The 14,957-nt window shown below is 62.2% G+C and carries 18 protein-coding genes; 3 read left to right on the forward strand and 15 right to left on the reverse strand.

The features are described 5' to 3' along the window. Positions 1-25: 25 nt before the first annotated feature. The 9 genes from AC07OF_RS02495 to ubiE all read right to left on the reverse strand — a co-directional run bounded on the left by AC07OF_RS02495 (position 26) and on the right by ubiE (position 5,998). Positions 26-733, reverse strand: coding sequence for a 16S rRNA (uracil(1498)-N(3))-methyltransferase (locus tag AC07OF_RS02495; RefSeq protein WP_157194505.1), 708 nt, complete (start codon positions 731-733; stop codon positions 26-28). After that, positions 730-1,521 carry a twin-arginine translocase subunit TatC gene (tatC, locus tag AC07OF_RS02500; protein ID WP_038615432.1) on the reverse strand — a complete coding sequence of 264 codons (792 nt, stop codon included), beginning with the start codon at positions 1,519-1,521 and terminating at the stop codon, positions 730-732. The genes AC07OF_RS02495 and tatC overlap by 4 nt, the downstream gene beginning before the upstream one ends. Beyond that, complete coding sequence (gene tatB, locus AC07OF_RS02505) at positions 1,518-1,898, reverse strand: Sec-independent protein translocase protein TatB (protein WP_038615430.1); 381 nt, start codon at positions 1,896-1,898, stop codon at positions 1,518-1,520. The genes tatC and tatB overlap by 4 nt, the downstream gene beginning before the upstream one ends. 3 nt (positions 1,899-1,901) lie before the next feature. Beyond that, entirely contained in the window at positions 1,902-2,171 is a 270-nt protein-coding gene (locus AC07OF_RS02510; protein WP_038615428.1) for a twin-arginine translocase TatA/TatE family subunit, read from the reverse strand. A 25-nt stretch (positions 2,172-2,196) separates the two neighbouring features. Continuing rightward, a complete protein-coding gene (locus AC07OF_RS02515; RefSeq protein WP_157194503.1) occupies positions 2,197-2,532 on the reverse strand; it encodes a phosphoribosyl-ATP diphosphatase in 336 nt (111 codons plus the stop codon). Position 2,533: 1 nt separating this feature from the next. Further along, positions 2,534-2,926 (reverse strand): phosphoribosyl-AMP cyclohydrolase, encoded by a 393-nt coding sequence (gene hisI, locus AC07OF_RS02520; protein WP_107024963.1) that lies wholly within the window; start codon positions 2,924-2,926, stop codon positions 2,534-2,536. Between the two features lie 74 nt (positions 2,927-3,000). Further along, positions 3,001-4,608 (reverse strand): ubiquinone biosynthesis regulatory protein kinase UbiB, encoded by a 1,608-nt coding sequence (gene ubiB, locus AC07OF_RS02525; RefSeq protein ID WP_038615421.1) that lies wholly within the window; start codon positions 4,606-4,608, stop codon positions 3,001-3,003. After that, positions 4,605-5,228, reverse strand: coding sequence for a ubiquinone biosynthesis accessory factor UbiJ (locus AC07OF_RS02530; protein ID WP_157194502.1), 624 nt, complete (start codon positions 5,226-5,228; stop codon positions 4,605-4,607). Before AC07OF_RS02530 ends, ubiB begins: the two co-directional genes overlap by 4 nt. Continuing rightward, on the reverse strand, positions 5,228-5,998 hold the full coding sequence (ubiE, locus tag AC07OF_RS02535; RefSeq protein WP_038615416.1) for a bifunctional demethylmenaquinone methyltransferase/2-methoxy-6-polyprenyl-1,4-benzoquinol methylase UbiE: 771 nt from the start codon (positions 5,996-5,998) through the stop codon (positions 5,228-5,230). The genes AC07OF_RS02530 and ubiE overlap by 1 nt, the downstream gene beginning before the upstream one ends. A 125-nt stretch (positions 5,999-6,123) precedes the next feature. On the opposite strand from ubiE, the gene AC07OF_RS02540 reads away from it, so the two are divergent. From AC07OF_RS02540 to AC07OF_RS02550, 3 genes are all read left to right on the forward strand, one after another. Beyond that, positions 6,124-6,399, forward strand: a complete 276-nt coding sequence (locus AC07OF_RS02540) for a polyhydroxyalkanoic acid system family protein (protein WP_157194501.1) — start codon at positions 6,124-6,126, stop codon at positions 6,397-6,399. A 216-nt stretch (positions 6,400-6,615) separates the two neighbouring features. Continuing rightward, entirely contained in the window at positions 6,616-7,035 is a 420-nt protein-coding gene (locus AC07OF_RS02545; RefSeq protein ID WP_038615412.1) for a phasin family protein, read from the forward strand. Between the two features lie 10 nt (positions 7,036-7,045). After that, the gene (locus tag AC07OF_RS02550; RefSeq protein ID WP_157194500.1) at positions 7,046-7,783 is read left to right on the forward strand and encodes a phasin family protein; all 738 of its coding nucleotides are present in this window, start codon (positions 7,046-7,048) and stop codon (positions 7,781-7,783) included. 74 nt (positions 7,784-7,857) lie between these two features. On the opposite strand, the gene AC07OF_RS02555 is transcribed toward AC07OF_RS02550, so the two are convergent. The 6 genes from AC07OF_RS02555 to hslU all read right to left on the reverse strand — a co-directional run bounded on the left by AC07OF_RS02555 (position 7,858) and on the right by hslU (position 14,938). After that, positions 7,858-8,472 (reverse strand): TetR/AcrR family transcriptional regulator, encoded by a 615-nt coding sequence (locus AC07OF_RS02555; RefSeq protein ID WP_038615408.1) that lies wholly within the window; start codon positions 8,470-8,472, stop codon positions 7,858-7,860. A gap of 13 nt (positions 8,473-8,485) precedes the next feature. Further along, positions 8,486-10,168, reverse strand: a complete 1,683-nt coding sequence (gene phaC, locus AC07OF_RS02560) for a class II poly(R)-hydroxyalkanoic acid synthase (RefSeq protein WP_157194499.1) — start codon at positions 10,166-10,168, stop codon at positions 8,486-8,488. Between the two features lie 73 nt (positions 10,169-10,241). After that, a complete protein-coding gene (phaZ, locus tag AC07OF_RS02565) occupies positions 10,242-11,090 on the reverse strand; it encodes a poly(3-hydroxyalkanoate) depolymerase (protein ID WP_157194498.1) in 849 nt (282 codons plus the stop codon). 62 nt (positions 11,091-11,152) lie between these two features. Then, positions 11,153-12,832, reverse strand: a complete 1,680-nt coding sequence (gene phaC / locus AC07OF_RS02570; protein WP_476446121.1) for a class II poly(R)-hydroxyalkanoic acid synthase — start codon at positions 12,830-12,832, stop codon at positions 11,153-11,155. Positions 12,833-13,178: 346 nt separating this feature from the next. Beyond that, complete coding sequence (locus AC07OF_RS02575) at positions 13,179-13,556, reverse strand: gamma-butyrobetaine hydroxylase family protein (RefSeq protein WP_157194496.1); 378 nt, start codon at positions 13,554-13,556, stop codon at positions 13,179-13,181. Between the two features lie 44 nt (positions 13,557-13,600). Further along, positions 13,601-14,938, reverse strand: coding sequence for an ATP-dependent protease ATPase subunit HslU (gene hslU / locus AC07OF_RS02580; RefSeq protein WP_157194495.1), 1,338 nt, complete (start codon positions 14,936-14,938; stop codon positions 13,601-13,603). Between the last annotated feature and the right edge of the window lie 19 nt (positions 14,939-14,957).

The following is a 14,957-nucleotide window of genomic DNA, read 5'->3' on the forward strand; positions in this document are numbered from 1 at the left end:
TCGGCGCCGGATCGCAAAACTGAAGTCAGAACAGACGAGCGAGCAGGGCGGTAACCGCCGTCTCCACGCGCAGGATGCGTTCGCCCAGCTGCACCGGGGTCAGCCCGGCCTTGCCCAGCAGGTCGATTTCGTAGGGGATCCAGCCGCCCTCTGGGCCGATGGCCAGGGTTACCGGCTGGTCCAGGCCGCGCGGGCAGGGCGGGAACGGCCCGGGGTGGCCGACCAGACCGAGGGTGCCTTGGGCAATGGCTGGCAGGCGGTCTTCGACGAAGGGCTTGAAGCGCTTCTCGATGATGACCTCGGGCAGGATCGTGTCGCGGGTCTGTTCCAGGCCCAGGATCAGTTGCTCACGGATGGCCTCGGGTTCGAGGAAGGGGGTTTGCCAGAAGCTCTTCTCGACCCGGTAGCTGTTGACCAGAATCAGCTTCGGCACGCCCATGGTGGCGACGGTCTGGAACACCCGGCGCAGCATCTTCGGGCGCGGCAGGGCCAGCACCAGGGTCAGCGGCAGCTTGGCCGGCGGTTCACGCTCGAAGCTGACCGACAGCTCGGCCTCGTGGCCTTCCAGGCGCAGCACCCGGGCTTCACCCATCAGCCCGCCAATGCGGCCGACGCGCAGGCTGTCGCCCACCGCCACCCGGTGGATTTCCTGCATGTGGGTAAAGCGCCGATCAGCCAGAACGACGCGATCGGCCGCGATGAAGTCGGCTTCTTCGAGGAGCAGCAGGTTCACGGTTGAGTCGCTGGCGGCTGGTCGTTGTGGTCGTCGGCGGCGTCATCATGGTGTTCGCTGCGCTTGCGGATCAGCCCGCCAAACAGCACGCCGATCTCGAACAACAGCCACATCGGCACGGCCAGCAGGGTCTGCGAGAAGATGTCCGGCGGCGTGAGGATCATGCCGACGACAAAGCAGCCGATGATCACGTAAGGGCGGATTTTCTTCAGGTACTTCACATCGACCACGCCGATCCACACCAGCAGGACCACGGCCACCGGAATCTCGAAGGCCACGCCGAAGGCGAAGAACAGGGTCATGACGAAATCGAGGTAGCTGGCAATGTCGGTCATCATCGACACCCCTTCCGGAGTGGCGCTGGCAAAGAAACCGAAAATCAGCGGGAACACCAGGAAGTAGGCAAAGGCCATTCCGGCGTAGAACAGGATGATGCTGGAGATCAGCAGCGGGATGGCGATGCGCTTTTCATGGCGGTACAGGCCCGGCGCGATAAAGCCCCAGATCTGCTGGAGGATCAGCGGGATGGCCAGGAACAGCGAGACGATCATGGTCAGCTTGAACGGCGTCAGGAACGGCGAGGCCACGTCGGTGGCGATCATCGTCGCGTTGGCCGGCAGGTGCTCACGCAGCGGCGCCGAAACCAGGGTGTAGATCTGCTGCGCGAAGGAAAACAGCCCGGCGAAGATCAGGAAGATGGCCGCGACGCAACGCAGCAGGCGTGTACGCAGCTCGGTGAGGTGCGAAACCAGCGGCATTGGCTGGTCGTTTTCCGGAATATCGCTCATGGGGCTCGCGGGGGCTGTGTCGGTTCGGTGGTTGCGCTGGCGACCGGCTTGGCCTCGGCAGGGGCTGTGCTCGGGGTCGCAACGGTTTCGCTGCTGGCAACCGCGGGCGCAGGTGGCTCGGGCGTCACGCTCTGCGGGTTGAGGATCTTGCGCGCTTCCTGCTCCATGGAGAGGATGTGCTCGTTGTGCAGTTGACGGCGGATGTCATCGGCGCCGATCTCGCGCTCGACTTCCTGCTTGATCGCATTGAAGCTGCGCTTGAGGCGGCCGATCCACAACCCGGCGGTACGCGCGGCGCCCGGCAAACGCTCGGGGCCGAGCACCAGCAGGGCCACCAGGCCCACGAGCAGCAGTTCGCTGAAGCTGATCCCGAACATTGATCAATCTTTCCTGATCGGCTCTTCGACCTTGTGCGCCTGGCCGTCGATGGTCTGTGGCTGGTTCAGTGGCGAAGCGGCCTGTGGCTGTACGGGTTGCACCGGAGGTGGAGTCTGCTCTTCAGGCTTGGACTCTTCCTCGTTCATGGCTTTCTTGAAGCCCTTGATCGATTCGCCCAGGTCGCTGCCGAAGTTCTTCAGCTTCTTGGTACCGAATACCAGTACCACGACCACCAGCAGAACGATCCAGTGTTTCCAGTCAAAAATACCCATGGTGCAATCCCTCGAAATAATTCAGTTAGGCCGATGGCTGACGCGCTGCTTTCTCGGCGTGCCCGGACAGGCCGAAACGGCGGTCCAGCTCATCCAGCACCGCCTGTGGGTGCTGGCCCAGTTGGGCGAGCATGACCAGGCTATGGAACCACAGATCGGCGGTCTCGTAGATGACATCGCTGTAATCTCCGCTATGGGCGGCATCCTTGGCAGCAATGATGGTCTCGATCGACTCTTCGCCGAGCTTTTCCAGAATCTTGTTCAGGCCTTTGTGGTACAGGCTGGCCACGTAGGAACTGTCAGGTTCGGCGCCTTTGCGCGCTTCCAGCACTTCGGCCAGGCGGGTCAGGGTGTCGCTCATGTCAGTGTCCTGCGTTGTAGATGGCGTGGGGGTCTTTGAGAACCGGATCGACGGTCTTCCACTCGGCGTTTTCGTAAACACGGTAGAAGCAGCTTTCGCGACCGGTATGGCAGGCGATATGCCCCAGTTGCTCGACCATCAGGATGATCACGTCGGCGTCGCAGTCCAGGCGCATTTCATGCAGTTTTTGCACGTGCCCGGATTCTTCGCCCTTGCGCCACAGTTTGCCACGCGAACGCGACCAGTAGATGGCCCGCTGCTCGGCGGCGGTCAGGGCCAGCGACTCGCGATTCATCCAGGCCATCATCAGCACGCGCCCGGTTTTGTGGTCCTGGGCGATAGCCGGTACCAGGCCATCGCTGTTCCAGTTGATCTCGTCCAGCCAGTCTTTCATGTACGACTCCAAAACAAGAGGCCCGATCCTCTGCCGACCCCTTGCGCTAGTGTGCCAGTCAGCGGCGCGGCTGGCTATCGACGCACGATCAGGTAAAGACCGGCCGCGAGCATCAGCCAGGCCGGCCAGGCCGCCGGAGCGCTGAGACTGACGGCCCCTGCGGCGAGGGTCGCGCCACCGCCGAGCAGGCCGGCGCCGAGCAGACGCAAGGCCCAGCCATCGCCTTTCTGTTGCCAGGCGCCGGGCGGCTCGGCCTGGTGCGGCTGCGACATGCGCTCAAGCAGGTCGCGGGTCATGCCGGCCAGGTGCGGGATCTGTTCGACCTGGCCGTGCAGGTTCTGCAGCAGGTTCTTTGGGCTGACCCGCTCGCGCATCCAGCGTTCCAGGAACGGCTGGGCGGTGCTCCACAGGTCCAGCTCGGGGTACAGCTGACGGCCCAGGCCTTCGATGTTCAGCAGGGTTTTTTGCAGCAGCACCAGCTGCGGCTGGACTTCCATGTTGAAGCGTCGCGCGGTCTGGAACAGGCGCATCAGCACCTGACCGAAGGAAATATCTTTTAATGGTTTTTCGAAGATCGGCTCGCAAACGGTACGGATCGCCGCCTCGAATTCATTGAGCTTGGTATGCGCCGGTACCCAGCCGGAATCGATATGCAGCTGGGCGACGCGACGGTAGTCGCGCTTGAAGAAGGCAAACAGGTTGCGCGCCAGGTAGTCCTGGTCTTCCGGCGTCAGGCTGCCGACGATGCCGCAGTCGATGGCAATGTACTGCGGGCTCCACGGTTTTACGGTGCTGACGAAGATGTTGCCCGGGTGCATGTCGGCATGGAAGAAACTGTCGCGGAACACCTGGGTGAAGAAGATCTCCACACCACGCTCGGCGAGCATTTTCATGTCGGTGCGCTGGTCGGCCAGGGTCGCCAGGTCGGTGACCTGGATGCCGTAGATGCGTTCCATCACCAGCACCTTGGGGCGGCACCAGTCCCAGTACACCTGGGGCACGTACATCATCTCCGAGCCTTCGAAGTTGCGCTTGAGCTGGCTGGCGTTGGCCGCCTCGCGGAGCAAATCGAGCTCGTCGTAGATGGTTTTTTCGTAATCGTTGACCACTTCCACCGGGTGCAGCAGGCGGGCATCGGCCGACACCCGCTCGGCGCCACGGGCGATCAGGAACAGCCAGGCCAGGTCCTGGGCGATGACCGGCTTGAGGCCCGGGCGCACAACCTTGACCACCACCTCTTCACCGCTCTTGAGCTTGGCCGCATGGACCTGGGCCACCGAGGCCGAGGCCAGTGGTTCGACATCAAAGCGGCTGAACACCTCGCTGATCTTCGCGCCGAGCTGTTCTTCGATCAGCGCCACGGCGTGTTGCGGATCGAACGGCGGTACTCGGTCCTGCAGCAGCATCAGCTCGTCGGCGATGTCTTCGGGGAGCAGGTCGCGACGGGTTGAAAGCAACTGGCCGAACTTGATGAAAATCGGCCCCAGGTCTTGCAGGGCCAGGCGCAGGCGCGCGCCGCGGCTGAGATCGAGGGTCTTGCGTGGCAGCCAGCGCCAGGGCATCAGGTGCCGCAGGGCCATCAGCCACCAGGGCAGCGGCAGTTCGAACAGCAGGTCATCGAGGCGGTAGCGGATAACCACACGCTGGATGCGAAACAGACGGCGGACGGCAAGCAGCTTCATGCGTTATCGCTGGTATCAAGGGATCGGGCAAGGCGCTCAATGCGCGCCTCGAGGCGTTCGATGTCGACTTTTAGCGTGTCGAGTTCGCTGAAACGGGCTTCGGCTTCGCGTTGGCCAACCAGGGTCCGGGCCTCTTCGGCGAGGTATTCGGAAAGGTTCTGGTTGAGTGCGGCCAGGCCCTGGCGCGTCCAGCTGGCGCGGCTGCGCAGATGGCCGCTGAGCAGCTGCGTGGCGATCGGTCCGAGCCAGCGCGAAACTTCGTACTCCCAGTCCAGTTCCAGGTCCTGGAGCACCGCGACCAGGTCCAGCAGTACGGCGCTGTCGCCTTCGAGCTCGACCTGTGGGCTGTGCAGCACGGCGCTCTTGTCCTGGCTCAGGGCCAGGCGCATCAGGCTGCTGGCCGGGGCGCGCAGGGTGCAGTCGGCCTCATTGGCCCAGTGCGCGGCAAGCATCAGGCCGTCGTCGCTGGGCAGAATGAACAGTTGCAGTGCGGGCTGGCGGCAGTCGATGGCAATCACCTTGCCATCGAGCGGGCGCAAACGCGGCAGCGCTGTGCTGTCCAGGCGCAGGACACGGTTCAGACCGTGTTCGACGCTGGCAAGAAGGCCGGCCAGGAGCATCAGGGTTTGATACCCCGGTGCAGGGCAACGATGCCGCTGGTCATGTTGTGGTAGGTGACGCGGTCGAAACCGGCCTCGACCATCATCGCCTTGAGGGTTTCCTGGTCAGGGTGCATGCGGATCGATTCGGCCAGGTAGCGGTAGCTTTCCGAGTCGTTGGTGATCAGCTTGCCGGCCAGCGGCATGAAGGCGAACGAATAGGCATCGTAGACCTTGGACATGAATGTGTTGGTCGGCTTGGAGAACTCCAGCACCAACAGACGGCCACCTGGTTTGAGGACCCGCAGCATCGAGCGGATGGCGTCTTCCTTGTGGGTCACGTTACGCAGGCCGAAGGCGATGGTCACGCAATCGAAGTGGTTGTCCGGGAACGGCAGCTTTTCAGCATCAGCCTGGACGAATTCGATGTTGCCGGCCACACCGCGGTCGAGCAGGCGGTCGCGGCCGACCTTGAGCATCGATTCGTTGATGTCGGCCAGTACCACCTGACCGGTCGGGCCGACCAGTTGCGAGAACTTGGCGGCCAGGTCGCCGGTGCCACCGGCAATGTCCAGGACCCGGTTGCCGCTGCGCACGCCGGACAGTTCGATGGTGAAGCGCTTCCACAGGCGGTGCATGCCGCCGGAAAGCACATCGTTCATCAAGTCGTACTTGGCGGCTACCGAATGGAAAACCTCAGCGACTTTCTCTGCTTTCTGGCTTTCCGGCACGTTCTGGTAGCCGAAATGGGTGGTGGGTTCGGCGTGGTCGCCTTTGCGCTGATCGTTCATATCGCTTCACCGGAAAAAATTACTGGCCATTCTAGGGCGTACGGTCGGATTTGTCTTGGCGGGGTGTGTCGCAGGTCGGGGCGCGGGCATAATAGGAGTATGCCTTTGAACCCAGGATTGAATGAATGACCCAGATCAGCGTTGAGCGCAAACACAGCCTGGGCCGCGAAGCGGCTCGGGAAAAGGCCCAGACCCTGGTCGACAAGCTGGCCCGCGAGTACGACCTCAGCGCCCGCTGGGTTGGTGACCGGGTCGAGGTCAAACGCAGCGGCGCCAGTGGCAGCGTGCAGATCGGTGAAGACACCATCAGGGTCGAGTTGAAGCTGGGCATGATGCTGTCGATGATGAGCACGACCATCAAGAGCGAGATCGAGCGGGCGCTGGACAAAGCCCTGGCGTGAGTCTTGTGGGAGCCGGCCTTGCCGGCGATGGTATCAGCGCGGTGTCAGCGGATCAGCGTTGCCTGTATCGCTGGCAAGGCCAGCTCCCACAGTGGCCAGTTCCCACAGTTTTTTCCTGCCTTAGGGTGAGGATTCTAATTTTTCTCCCTACCTTATGCTCAAGCCCAACATCCATGGGCAGTTCCTCCATATCTATTCGAGCGTGAGGTGCAGAGCATGGCCAAAGTGATTCTGAAGAAAAAAGACGACACCCAGCGCGCGCTGGGTGAGGTGCGCGGCTACGCGCGCAAGATCTGGCTGGCAGGTCTGGGTGCTTATGCCCGGGTCGGTCAGGAAGGTGCCGACTACCTGAAAGAGCTGGTCAAGGCCGGTGAAACCGTCGAGAAACGTGGCAAGAAACGCATCGATCATGAGCTTGATGCAGCCAACACTCAGATCGATTCGGTCAAAGGCGAGATCAGCAGCGTCAAGGGCAAGGTCGAAGTCCAGCTCGATAAAATCGAAAAGGCTTTCGACACACGGGTTGCCAGCGCCTTGAATCGCATCGGCATTCCGTCTAAACATGACGTGGAGGCACTCTCTGCCAAGCTCGATGAGCTGACGGCATTGCTTGAACGTGTCGCACGTAAACAATAAGGAGAGCGGGATGGCTGGCAAGAAGAATAGCGAAAAAGAGAGCAGCTCCTGGGTCGGGGGGATCGAGAAGTATTCCCGCAAGATCTGGCTGGCTGGACTGGGTATCTACTCCAAGATCGACCAGGACGGCAACAAGCTGTTCGAGTCCCTGGTCAAGGATGGTGAGAAGGCTGAAAAACAGGCCAAGAGTTCCGTAGACGCGGCCAAGGCTTCGGCCAAGTCGGCCACCTCGCGGGTGGGCGATGTCAAAGACCGTGCACTGGGCAAATGGAGCGAGCTCGAAGAGGCTTTCGACAAGCGTCTGAACAGTGCCATTTCGCGTCTGGGCGTTCCGAGCCGCAATGAAGTCAAGGCGCTGCATCAGCAGGTCGACACCTTGACCAAGCAGATCGAGAAACTGACCGGTGCTTCGGTCAAGCCGGCCTCCAGCAAGCCGGCAGCGGCCAAGGCTGCCGCCAAACCACTGGCCAAGGCGGCGCCGAAAGCGGCTGCCAAACCTGCAGCGAAACCGGCGGCAGCGAAAACCGCAGCGGCCAAACCTGCGGCCAAAGCAGCAGCCAAACCGGCAGCAGCCAAGCCTGCAGCGGCGAAGAAACCCGCGGTGAAAAAAGCAGCGGCCAAGCCTGCTGCCAAACCAGCAGCCCCGGCGGCCAGTGCGGCCCCGGCACCCAGCGCTGCACCTGTGGTAACTGCAGCACCGATCGCGCCAGCACCATCGGCGTCGGTAAGCCCGATCAGCCAGTCCTGATTCAGGCTTTATCGCGGGGCAAGCCGGCTCCCACCGTAGTAATCGGTGGGGGCGGGCTTGCCCCGCGATGCATTTCAGCCATCCAGATATCGCAAGGCGATCTGCTCGGCCGCATGCCGCGACCCGGCCTCCAGATGCGGCGCCACCAGCATCATCACCTGATACACCACCACCCCGACCTCACCCTCACGCGCTAGCACACGCTGATAGTCGAGGGAGAACAACAGCGTCAGGGTGATCTGTTCCACCAGTTGCCCTAACGCCCGCGTGTCGCTGACCACCTGGCCCTGAGCCTTGAGACTGGCGAGCAGGGCGGCCAGGGTGCGCTTGAGGGCGTTGAGCAGGTTGCGCATGCCACGGGCCAGCTTGGGCAGGCGTCCGGTCAGGTTCGACAGGTCCTGGAACAGGAAGCGGTACTGGGCCATGCGCTCGACGATCAGGTGCAGGAACAGCCAGTAGTCTTCGGCATCCAGGCGTACCTCCAGGGGCGGGTCGAGCAGCGGTGTCAGCTCGTCTTCGAAGCGCTCGAACAAACCCAGAACCAGCGGCTCCTTGCCGTGGAAGTGGTAGTACAGGTTGCCCGGGCTGATCCCCATTTCATTGGCGATTTCCAGGGTCGAGACATTCGGTTCGCCCTGCTGATTGAACAGCTGCAGGGCACACTCGAGAATTCGGTCGCGGGTTTTCATCCGTTCTACTTGTTCAACGCGCCTGCACGTAAGTGCCGGGCGCGGGGTCCATGGGAGGGTAGTTCTGGTTACCCAGAGCCATCAGGGTTTCGCGTTGCGCGCCGGAGCGCGCCTGAATCCATTCCAGCCATTGCGGCCACCAACTGCCTTCGACCTGCCTGGCATCGTAGAGCCAGGCCCGCGGGTCACTGCTCAGGCGCGGATTGTCGACATAATTGGCCTTGGGATTACCGGGTGGGTTGAGGATGCTTTGCACGTGGCCGCTGTTGGCCAGGATGAAGCGTTTGTCGCCGCCCAGCAGCAGGGTCGAGCGGTAGACCGCATCCCAGGGGGTGATGTGGTCGTTGTTGCCGGCCACGCTGAAGCTGTCGACGTTGACTTTCTGCAGGTCGATCGGTGTGCCGCAGACCTCAAGGCCGGCGGCATGCGCCAGCGGGTTGTGCTTGAAGAAGTCCAGCAGGTCGCCGTGCAGGGCCGCGGGCAGGCGGGTGTTGTCGTTGTTCCAGTAGAGAATGTCGAAGGCCGGTGGCGCCTTGCCGAGCAGGTAGTTGTTGACGAAGTAGTTCCAGATCAGGTCGTTGGGGCGCATCCAGGCGAATACCTTGGCGATCTCCCGGCCATCGAGCACGCCCTGCTGGTAGGAGCGGCGCTTGGCCGCTTCCAGGGTCTGCTCGTCGGCGAACAGGCTGGCGGGGCTGTCGATCTGGCTGTCGAGCAGGCTGACCAGGTAGGTGGCACTGCTGACCCTGCGCAATTGCCGCTTGGCCTGCAGGTGGCCTTGCAGGGCAGCCATGGTCAGGCCCCCGGCGCAGGCGCCCATCAGGTTGACCTCGCGGCTGCCGGTGATGGCCCGGCAGACATTCATGGCTTCTTCCAGGGCTTCGACGTAGCTCGACAGGCCCCATTCACGATGGCGCGGGTCGGGGTTGCGCCAGCTGATCATGAAGGTCTGCAGGCCATTTTTGAGCATGTACTGCACGAAGCTATTGGCCGGGCTCAAGTCGAAGATGTAGAACTTGTTGATCTGTGGCGGTACCACCAGCACCGGCCGGGCGTACTGTTTCTCGCTCATCGGTTTGTACTGGATCAGCTCCAGCAGCTCGCTGCGAAACACTACTGCACCTGGGGTGGTGGCCAGGTTGCGACCGACCTCGAAGGCATGCGGATTGACCTGGCGCGGCAAGCCATCGTTGTGGCGCAGGTCATCGACCAGGTGGTTCAGTCCGCGCACCAGGCTCAGGCCGCCTGAGTTGAACAGCTCCTTGACCGCAGCGGGGTTGAGCAGGGAGTTGCTCGGCGACATCGCATCGTTGAGCAAGGCAAACAGGAAGTGCGCGCGGGCGCGGTCATCGGGCTCCAGCTGGCTTTCATCGATCCATTGCCGGGTCTGTTTCTGCCAGGCGAGATACGCCTGCAGACCACGGCTGTAAAAGGGATTGAGATTCCACGCCGGGTCCTTGAAACGGTTGTCGCGCGGGTTGGGCTGGTGCGGGGTGTCGCCGAGCAGCACGCGCCCCAGCTGGTTGCCCAGGGCGAGCATGTGCTTGGCCGTGTGCAATGGGTGGCGCAGGCTGTGGCGGCTGACATTGCGCAATGTGGACAGCAGGTCGCGCCCGCGCAGGCCGGTGATTGCATTCTGCACGTTCATGTACGAAGCGGGGACCGGTACCGGCCCCTTTGCGGGCTTGTCTTTCATCAGGCAACACTCCGTCGTCAGGCCATCTACAAACAGATCAATGCAAGAGCGACACCAACCTCATGTCAGCGTCTTAACCGGGGGCTGGGCGTGGGTGCATGACGGCGCGTTGGCGCTCTTGCTCGAGAAATTTCATGATGATCGGGGCCACCGCTTCGGCCCGGGTGATCAGGAACAAGTGACCATCGTCGATTATGTGTAGCTGGGCATTGGGAATACGCCAGGCCAGCAGACGCATATTTATCAGTGGAATCAACGGGTCATCGTCACCGGCCAGCACCAGGGTCGGCTGCTGGATCTTGTGCAGCCAGTGGATGCTGGTCCAGCCGAGCCCGGCGAACAGCTGCCAGTAGTAACCGAGCTTGCCTGAGGAACGCACCTTGGCGGCGTGCGCCATGGCCAGGTCCGGGTCGCGGCGAAAGGCCCCGCCATAGATCTGCGGGGCGATGCGGATGACATGCGACGGTTGGATGTAGCGCCTGGGACTTGCCATCAACCACAGTACTTTCGGCTTGCCCGGCACCATGACTGCGCCCGCCGCGGTAGCTGCCAGCACCAGTTTCTTGCAGCGTTCGGGATAGTCATGGGCAAACTGTTGGGCCAGTGCACCACCCCAGGACACGCCAATGGCATTGACTTGCCCATAGTCGAGGTAATCGAGCATGCGCGCGGTGAGCTTGGCCAGCCCGGGAAAACGGTAGGGATGTCTGGGCGTTGACGAGCCACCGACACCCGGCACGTCGAAGGCGATGACCTCCAGGTCCGGGTCCAGGGCCTGGATGAACGGGAACACCAGCTCCAGGTTGGCGCCGATGCCGTTGAAGATCAGCAAGGGCGTCAAGTGCGGCTTGCCGGGGCGAACCGCGGTGCGGATGGTCTGGCCACCCAGGTCGACGGTTCTGAATATGTACGGTTGCGGCATGCGCGAAGCCCTGTGGTGGAGAGTTCGCCGCGACCAGCAACTGGCCGCGGCGGCCGCTGCAATCAACGCTCGTGAACGTAGGTCCCCGGCGATGCTTCGCCAGCGGGGTAGGCCCTGTTGCCCAAGCGCGCCGGCGCTTTTTTCAGTTCCCCGGAGCGTGCCGCCATCCAGGTCTGCCAGTGCAGCCACCAGGAATCGGTGTGTTTGTGGGCATTCTCTTGCCAGTCGCTGGCCAGGGTCGGCATCTCGCTACCGGTCATGTAGCGTGCCTTGGGGTTGCCCGGCGGGTTGAGGATGCTCTGGATATGCCCGCTGTTGGACAGCACGAACTCGACATTGCCGCCAAACAGCTGGGCCGAACGGTAGCAGGACTGCCAGGGGGTGATGTGGTCGGTGGTGCCGGCCAGGCTGTAGATGTCGGCGGTGACTTTCTTCAGGTCGATCGGCGTACCGCACACTTCCAGTGCGTCGGCACGGGTCAGTGGATTACTTTTGAACATTTCGATCAGGTCGCCATGGAAGGCGGCCGGCAGGCGCGTGGTGTCGTTGTTCCAGAACAGGATGTCGAATACCGGCGGCTCGTTGCCGAGCAGGTAGTTGTTGACCCAGTAGTTCCAGATCAGGTCGTTGGGGCGCATCCAGGCGAACACCTTGGCCATGTCGCGGCCTTCAAGCACCCCGGCCTGATAGGAGTGGCGCTTGGCGGTTTCCAGGGTCTGTTCGTCGACGAACAGTGCGACCTGGTTGTCGAGGGTGGTGTCGAGGACGCTGACCAGCAGGGTCAGGGCATTGACCTTGGTTTCGCCCAGCGCTGCGTAGTGACCGAGCAGGGCGGTGCAGGTGATGCCGCCGGAGCAGGCGCCGAGCATGTTCAGGTCTTTGCTGCCGGTGATCGCCAGGATCACGTCGACGGCTTCCTTGAGGGCATCGATGTAGGTCGACAGGCCCCATTCGCGCTGGGCCTTGGTCGGGTTGCGCCAGCTGACGATGAAAGTCTGTACATTGGAGCGCAGGCAGAAGCGCGCCAAGCTCTTCTCCGGGCTCAGGTCGAAGACATAGAACTTGTTGATCTGGGGGGGCACCACCAGCAGCGGGCGGGCATGCACCTGTTCGGTGATCGGCCGGTACTGGATCAGTTCCAGCACGTCGTTGCGAAACACCACTGAGCCTTCGCTGGTGCCGAGGTTCTTGCCGACCTCGAAGGCCTCCATGTTCACCTGGCTGGGCATGCCGCCATTGTGGACCATGTCCTTGGCCAGGTTCGACAGACCGTCGAGCAGGCTTTTGCCGCCGGTTTCAAAGAAACGTTTGACCGCCGCCGGGTTGGCCGCGCTGTTGGTCGGGGCCATGGCTTCGGTCATCAGGTTGATGACGAAGTGACCGCGACTGATGTCCTGGTCCGACAGGTTGCTGGTATCGATCCAGTCGTGCAGTTCTTTACGCCAGGCAAGGTAGGTCTGCAGGTAGCGGCGATAAAGCGGGTTCTGGCTCCAGGCCGGGTCATTGAAGCGACGGTCGTCGCTCTCCGGTTGCAGGGCCGACTTGCCGAAGATCACGTTCTTGAGTTCCAAGCCGAAATGCGCGACATGCTTGGCACTGTGCAGCGGTTGGCGAACGGCCTGGCCCAGCACCATTCGCGCAGATGTCAGCAAATCCTTACGGCGCAAGCCGATCACCGGGTTCAGGCCCAGTGTGTTTTCCGAGGCTTGGCGCTGCAGGTCATCGTTGTTCTTGTTACTCATCTACGACGCTCCGTTGTCCTGAGACGAGTACCGGCCTGCTGTGCGTTACACAGACGAGTGCCCGGTACTGCTGCTCGGGTGACCAGTAATAACGAACTGCGGTCCTGCTGCCGGATGCAAACGACGATGAGCCCTGCGGGTATTTTCTGCTGGAGAAGACTGCCTGCTTTCGCTCGCGACCTCTGCATACCGGCTCGACCCTGCTTCAAATCAATGCAGGGAACTTGCCAGATCCATTGGTTACCCGACTTTCGAGTGTTGCGCAAGACGGCCATTCATTGGCCGCTGAGCAGGCATTCAAGCAAATAGAATTAGAAAATGCGCTCTAAACCCTGAAAGGCTTGAACTAGAGCATCAGCTTGACGATGGACTCGTTGGGGTCGCGCGATTTTCCGGCCTTGGCCAGTTCGGCGAGATAGTCGTCCCAGAGCTCCTGCTGGCGCAGGCACAGTTGCTCCAGGTATTCCCAGGTGAACAGGCCGCTGTCGTGGCCGTCGTCGAAGGTCAGCTTCAGAGCGTACTGACCGGCAGGTTCCAGGCCGCTCAGGCCGACGCCAAGCTTGCCGTACTGGAGGATCGGGTTGCCGTGGCCCTGGACCTCGGCGGAAGGCGAGTGCACCCGCAGGAATTCGGCGGGCAGGTGGTACACCTCGTCTGGCCCGTAGGTCAGGGTGAGGGTCTTGGAGGCTTTGTGCAGGTTGATGCCGCTGGGGATTCTGGCCATGTGGTTCAGGGCCGCAAGCGGCCCTGCCTGTAAGAGAGTGAGGCTTACAGAATATAACGAGAAAGGTCTTCGTTCTGCGCCAATTCGCCGAGGTGGCTGTTGACGTACTCGGCGTCGATACGGATCGGCGCTTCGTTGTGGGCGCTGGCCAGGTCACCGGCACTGAACGACACCTCTTCAAGCAGGCGCTCGAGCAGGGTGTGCAGGCGACGGGCACCGATGTTCTCGGTTTTCTCGTTGACCTGCCAGGCGATCTCGGCCAGGCGCTTGATACCTTCGGCGGCGAACTCGATATGCAGGCCTTCGGTTTTCAGCAGCTCGCGGTATTGCTCGGTCAGCGAGGCGTGCGGTTCGCTGAGGATGCGCTCGAAGTCTTCCGGGCTCAGGGCCTTGAGTTCGACGCGGATCGGCAGACGGCCTTGCAGCTCAGGGACCAGATCGCTTGGCTTGCTCAGGTGGAAGGCACCGGAGGCGATGAACAGGATGTGGTCGGTCTTGACCATGCCCAGCTTGGTGTTCACCGTGCAGCCTTCGATCAGCGGCAGCAGGTCGCGCTGTACGCCTTCGCGCGAGACATCGGCGCCGCCGACGTTGCCACGCTTGGCAACCTTGTCGATTTCGTCGATGAACACGATGCCGTGCTGCTCGACCGCTTCCAGGGCCTTGGCCTTGAGCTCGTCTTCGTTGACCAGGCGGCTGGCTTCTTCATCGCGCACCAGCTTGAGCGCTTCCTTGACCTTGAGCTTGCGGCTCTTGCGCTTGCCCTTGCCCATGTTGGCGAACAGGTTTTGCAGCTGGTTGGTCATCTCTTCCATGCCCGGTGGCGCGGAAATGTCGACGCCCATGGCTTCGGCCACTTCGATCTCGATTTCCTTGTCATCCAGCTGGCCTTCGCGCAGGCGCTTGCGGAACAACTGGCGGGTGTTGGAGTCCTGGGTGTTGACCTGGTCTTCGTTGAAGCCGGTGCGTGCCGGTGGCAGCAGGGCATCCAGGATGCGCTCTTCGGCAGCATCTTCGGCACGGTGGCCGACACGGACGATTTCCTGCTCGCGGAGCATCTTGATCGCGGCATCGGCCAGATCACGAATGATCGACTCGACGTCACGGCCAACGTAGCCGACTTCGGTGAACTTGGTCGCTTCGACCTTGATGAACGGGGCATTGGCCAGTTTGGCCAGGCGCCGGGCGATCTCGGTCTTGCCGACGCCGGTCGGGCCGATCATCAGGATGTTCTTTGGAGTGACTTCAACGCGCAGCTCAGCCGGGAGCTGCATGCGCCGCCAGCGGTTGCGCAGGGCGATGGCGACGGCGCGCTTGGCGTCGTCCTGGCCGATGATGTGGCGGTTGAGTTCGTGGACGATCTCGCGGGGGGTCATGGACATGGTTGTGATGGTCCTTGGG

Source organism: Pseudomonas sp. GW821-FHT10B02, assembly GCF_059415665.1.

Excerpts from the sequence above, each read along its gene's own strand:
- tatC (WP_038615432.1), bottom strand. The coding sequence starts at position 1,521 with ATGAGCGATATTCCGGAAAACGACCAGCCAATGCCGCTGGTTTCGCAC.
- tatB (WP_038615430.1), bottom strand. The coding sequence starts at position 1,898 with ATGTTCGGGATCAGCTTCAGCGAACTGCTGCTCGTGGGCCTGGTGGCC.
- AC07OF_RS02510 (WP_038615428.1), bottom strand. The coding sequence starts at position 2,171 with ATGGGTATTTTTGACTGGAAACACTGGATCGTTCTGCTGGTGGTCGTG.
- AC07OF_RS02515 (WP_157194503.1), bottom strand. The coding sequence starts at position 2,532 with ATGAGCGACACCCTGACCCGCCTGGCCGAAGTGCTGGAAGCGCGCAAA.
- hisI (WP_107024963.1), bottom strand. The coding sequence starts at position 2,926 with ATGAAAGACTGGCTGGACGAGATCAACTGGAACAGCGATGGCCTGGTA.
- ubiB (WP_038615421.1), bottom strand. The coding sequence starts at position 4,608 with ATGAAGCTGCTTGCCGTCCGCCGTCTGTTTCGCATCCAGCGTGTGGTT.
- AC07OF_RS02530 (WP_157194502.1), bottom strand. The coding sequence starts at position 5,228 with ATGCTCCTGGCCGGCCTTCTTGCCAGCGTCGAACACGGTCTGAACCGT.
- ubiE (WP_038615416.1), bottom strand. The coding sequence starts at position 5,998 with ATGAACGATCAGCGCAAAGGCGACCACGCCGAACCCACCACCCATTTC.
- AC07OF_RS02540 (WP_157194501.1), top strand. The coding sequence starts at position 6,124 with ATGACCCAGATCAGCGTTGAGCGCAAACACAGCCTGGGCCGCGAAGCG.
- AC07OF_RS02545 (WP_038615412.1), top strand. The coding sequence starts at position 6,616 with ATGGCCAAAGTGATTCTGAAGAAAAAAGACGACACCCAGCGCGCGCTG.
- AC07OF_RS02550 (WP_157194500.1), top strand. The coding sequence starts at position 7,046 with ATGGCTGGCAAGAAGAATAGCGAAAAAGAGAGCAGCTCCTGGGTCGGG.
- AC07OF_RS02555 (WP_038615408.1), bottom strand. The coding sequence starts at position 8,472 with ATGAAAACCCGCGACCGAATTCTCGAGTGTGCCCTGCAGCTGTTCAAT.
- phaC (WP_157194499.1), bottom strand. The coding sequence starts at position 10,168 with ATGAAAGACAAGCCCGCAAAGGGGCCGGTACCGGTCCCCGCTTCGTAC.
- phaZ (WP_157194498.1), bottom strand. The coding sequence starts at position 11,090 with ATGCCGCAACCGTACATATTCAGAACCGTCGACCTGGGTGGCCAGACC.
- phaC (WP_476446121.1), bottom strand. The coding sequence starts at position 12,832 with ATGAGTAACAAGAACAACGATGACCTGCAGCGCCAAGCCTCGGAAAAC.
- AC07OF_RS02575 (WP_157194496.1), bottom strand. The coding sequence starts at position 13,556 with ATGGCCAGAATCCCCAGCGGCATCAACCTGCACAAAGCCTCCAAGACC.
- hslU (WP_157194495.1), bottom strand. The coding sequence starts at position 14,938 with ATGTCCATGACCCCCCGCGAGATCGTCCACGAACTCAACCGCCACATC.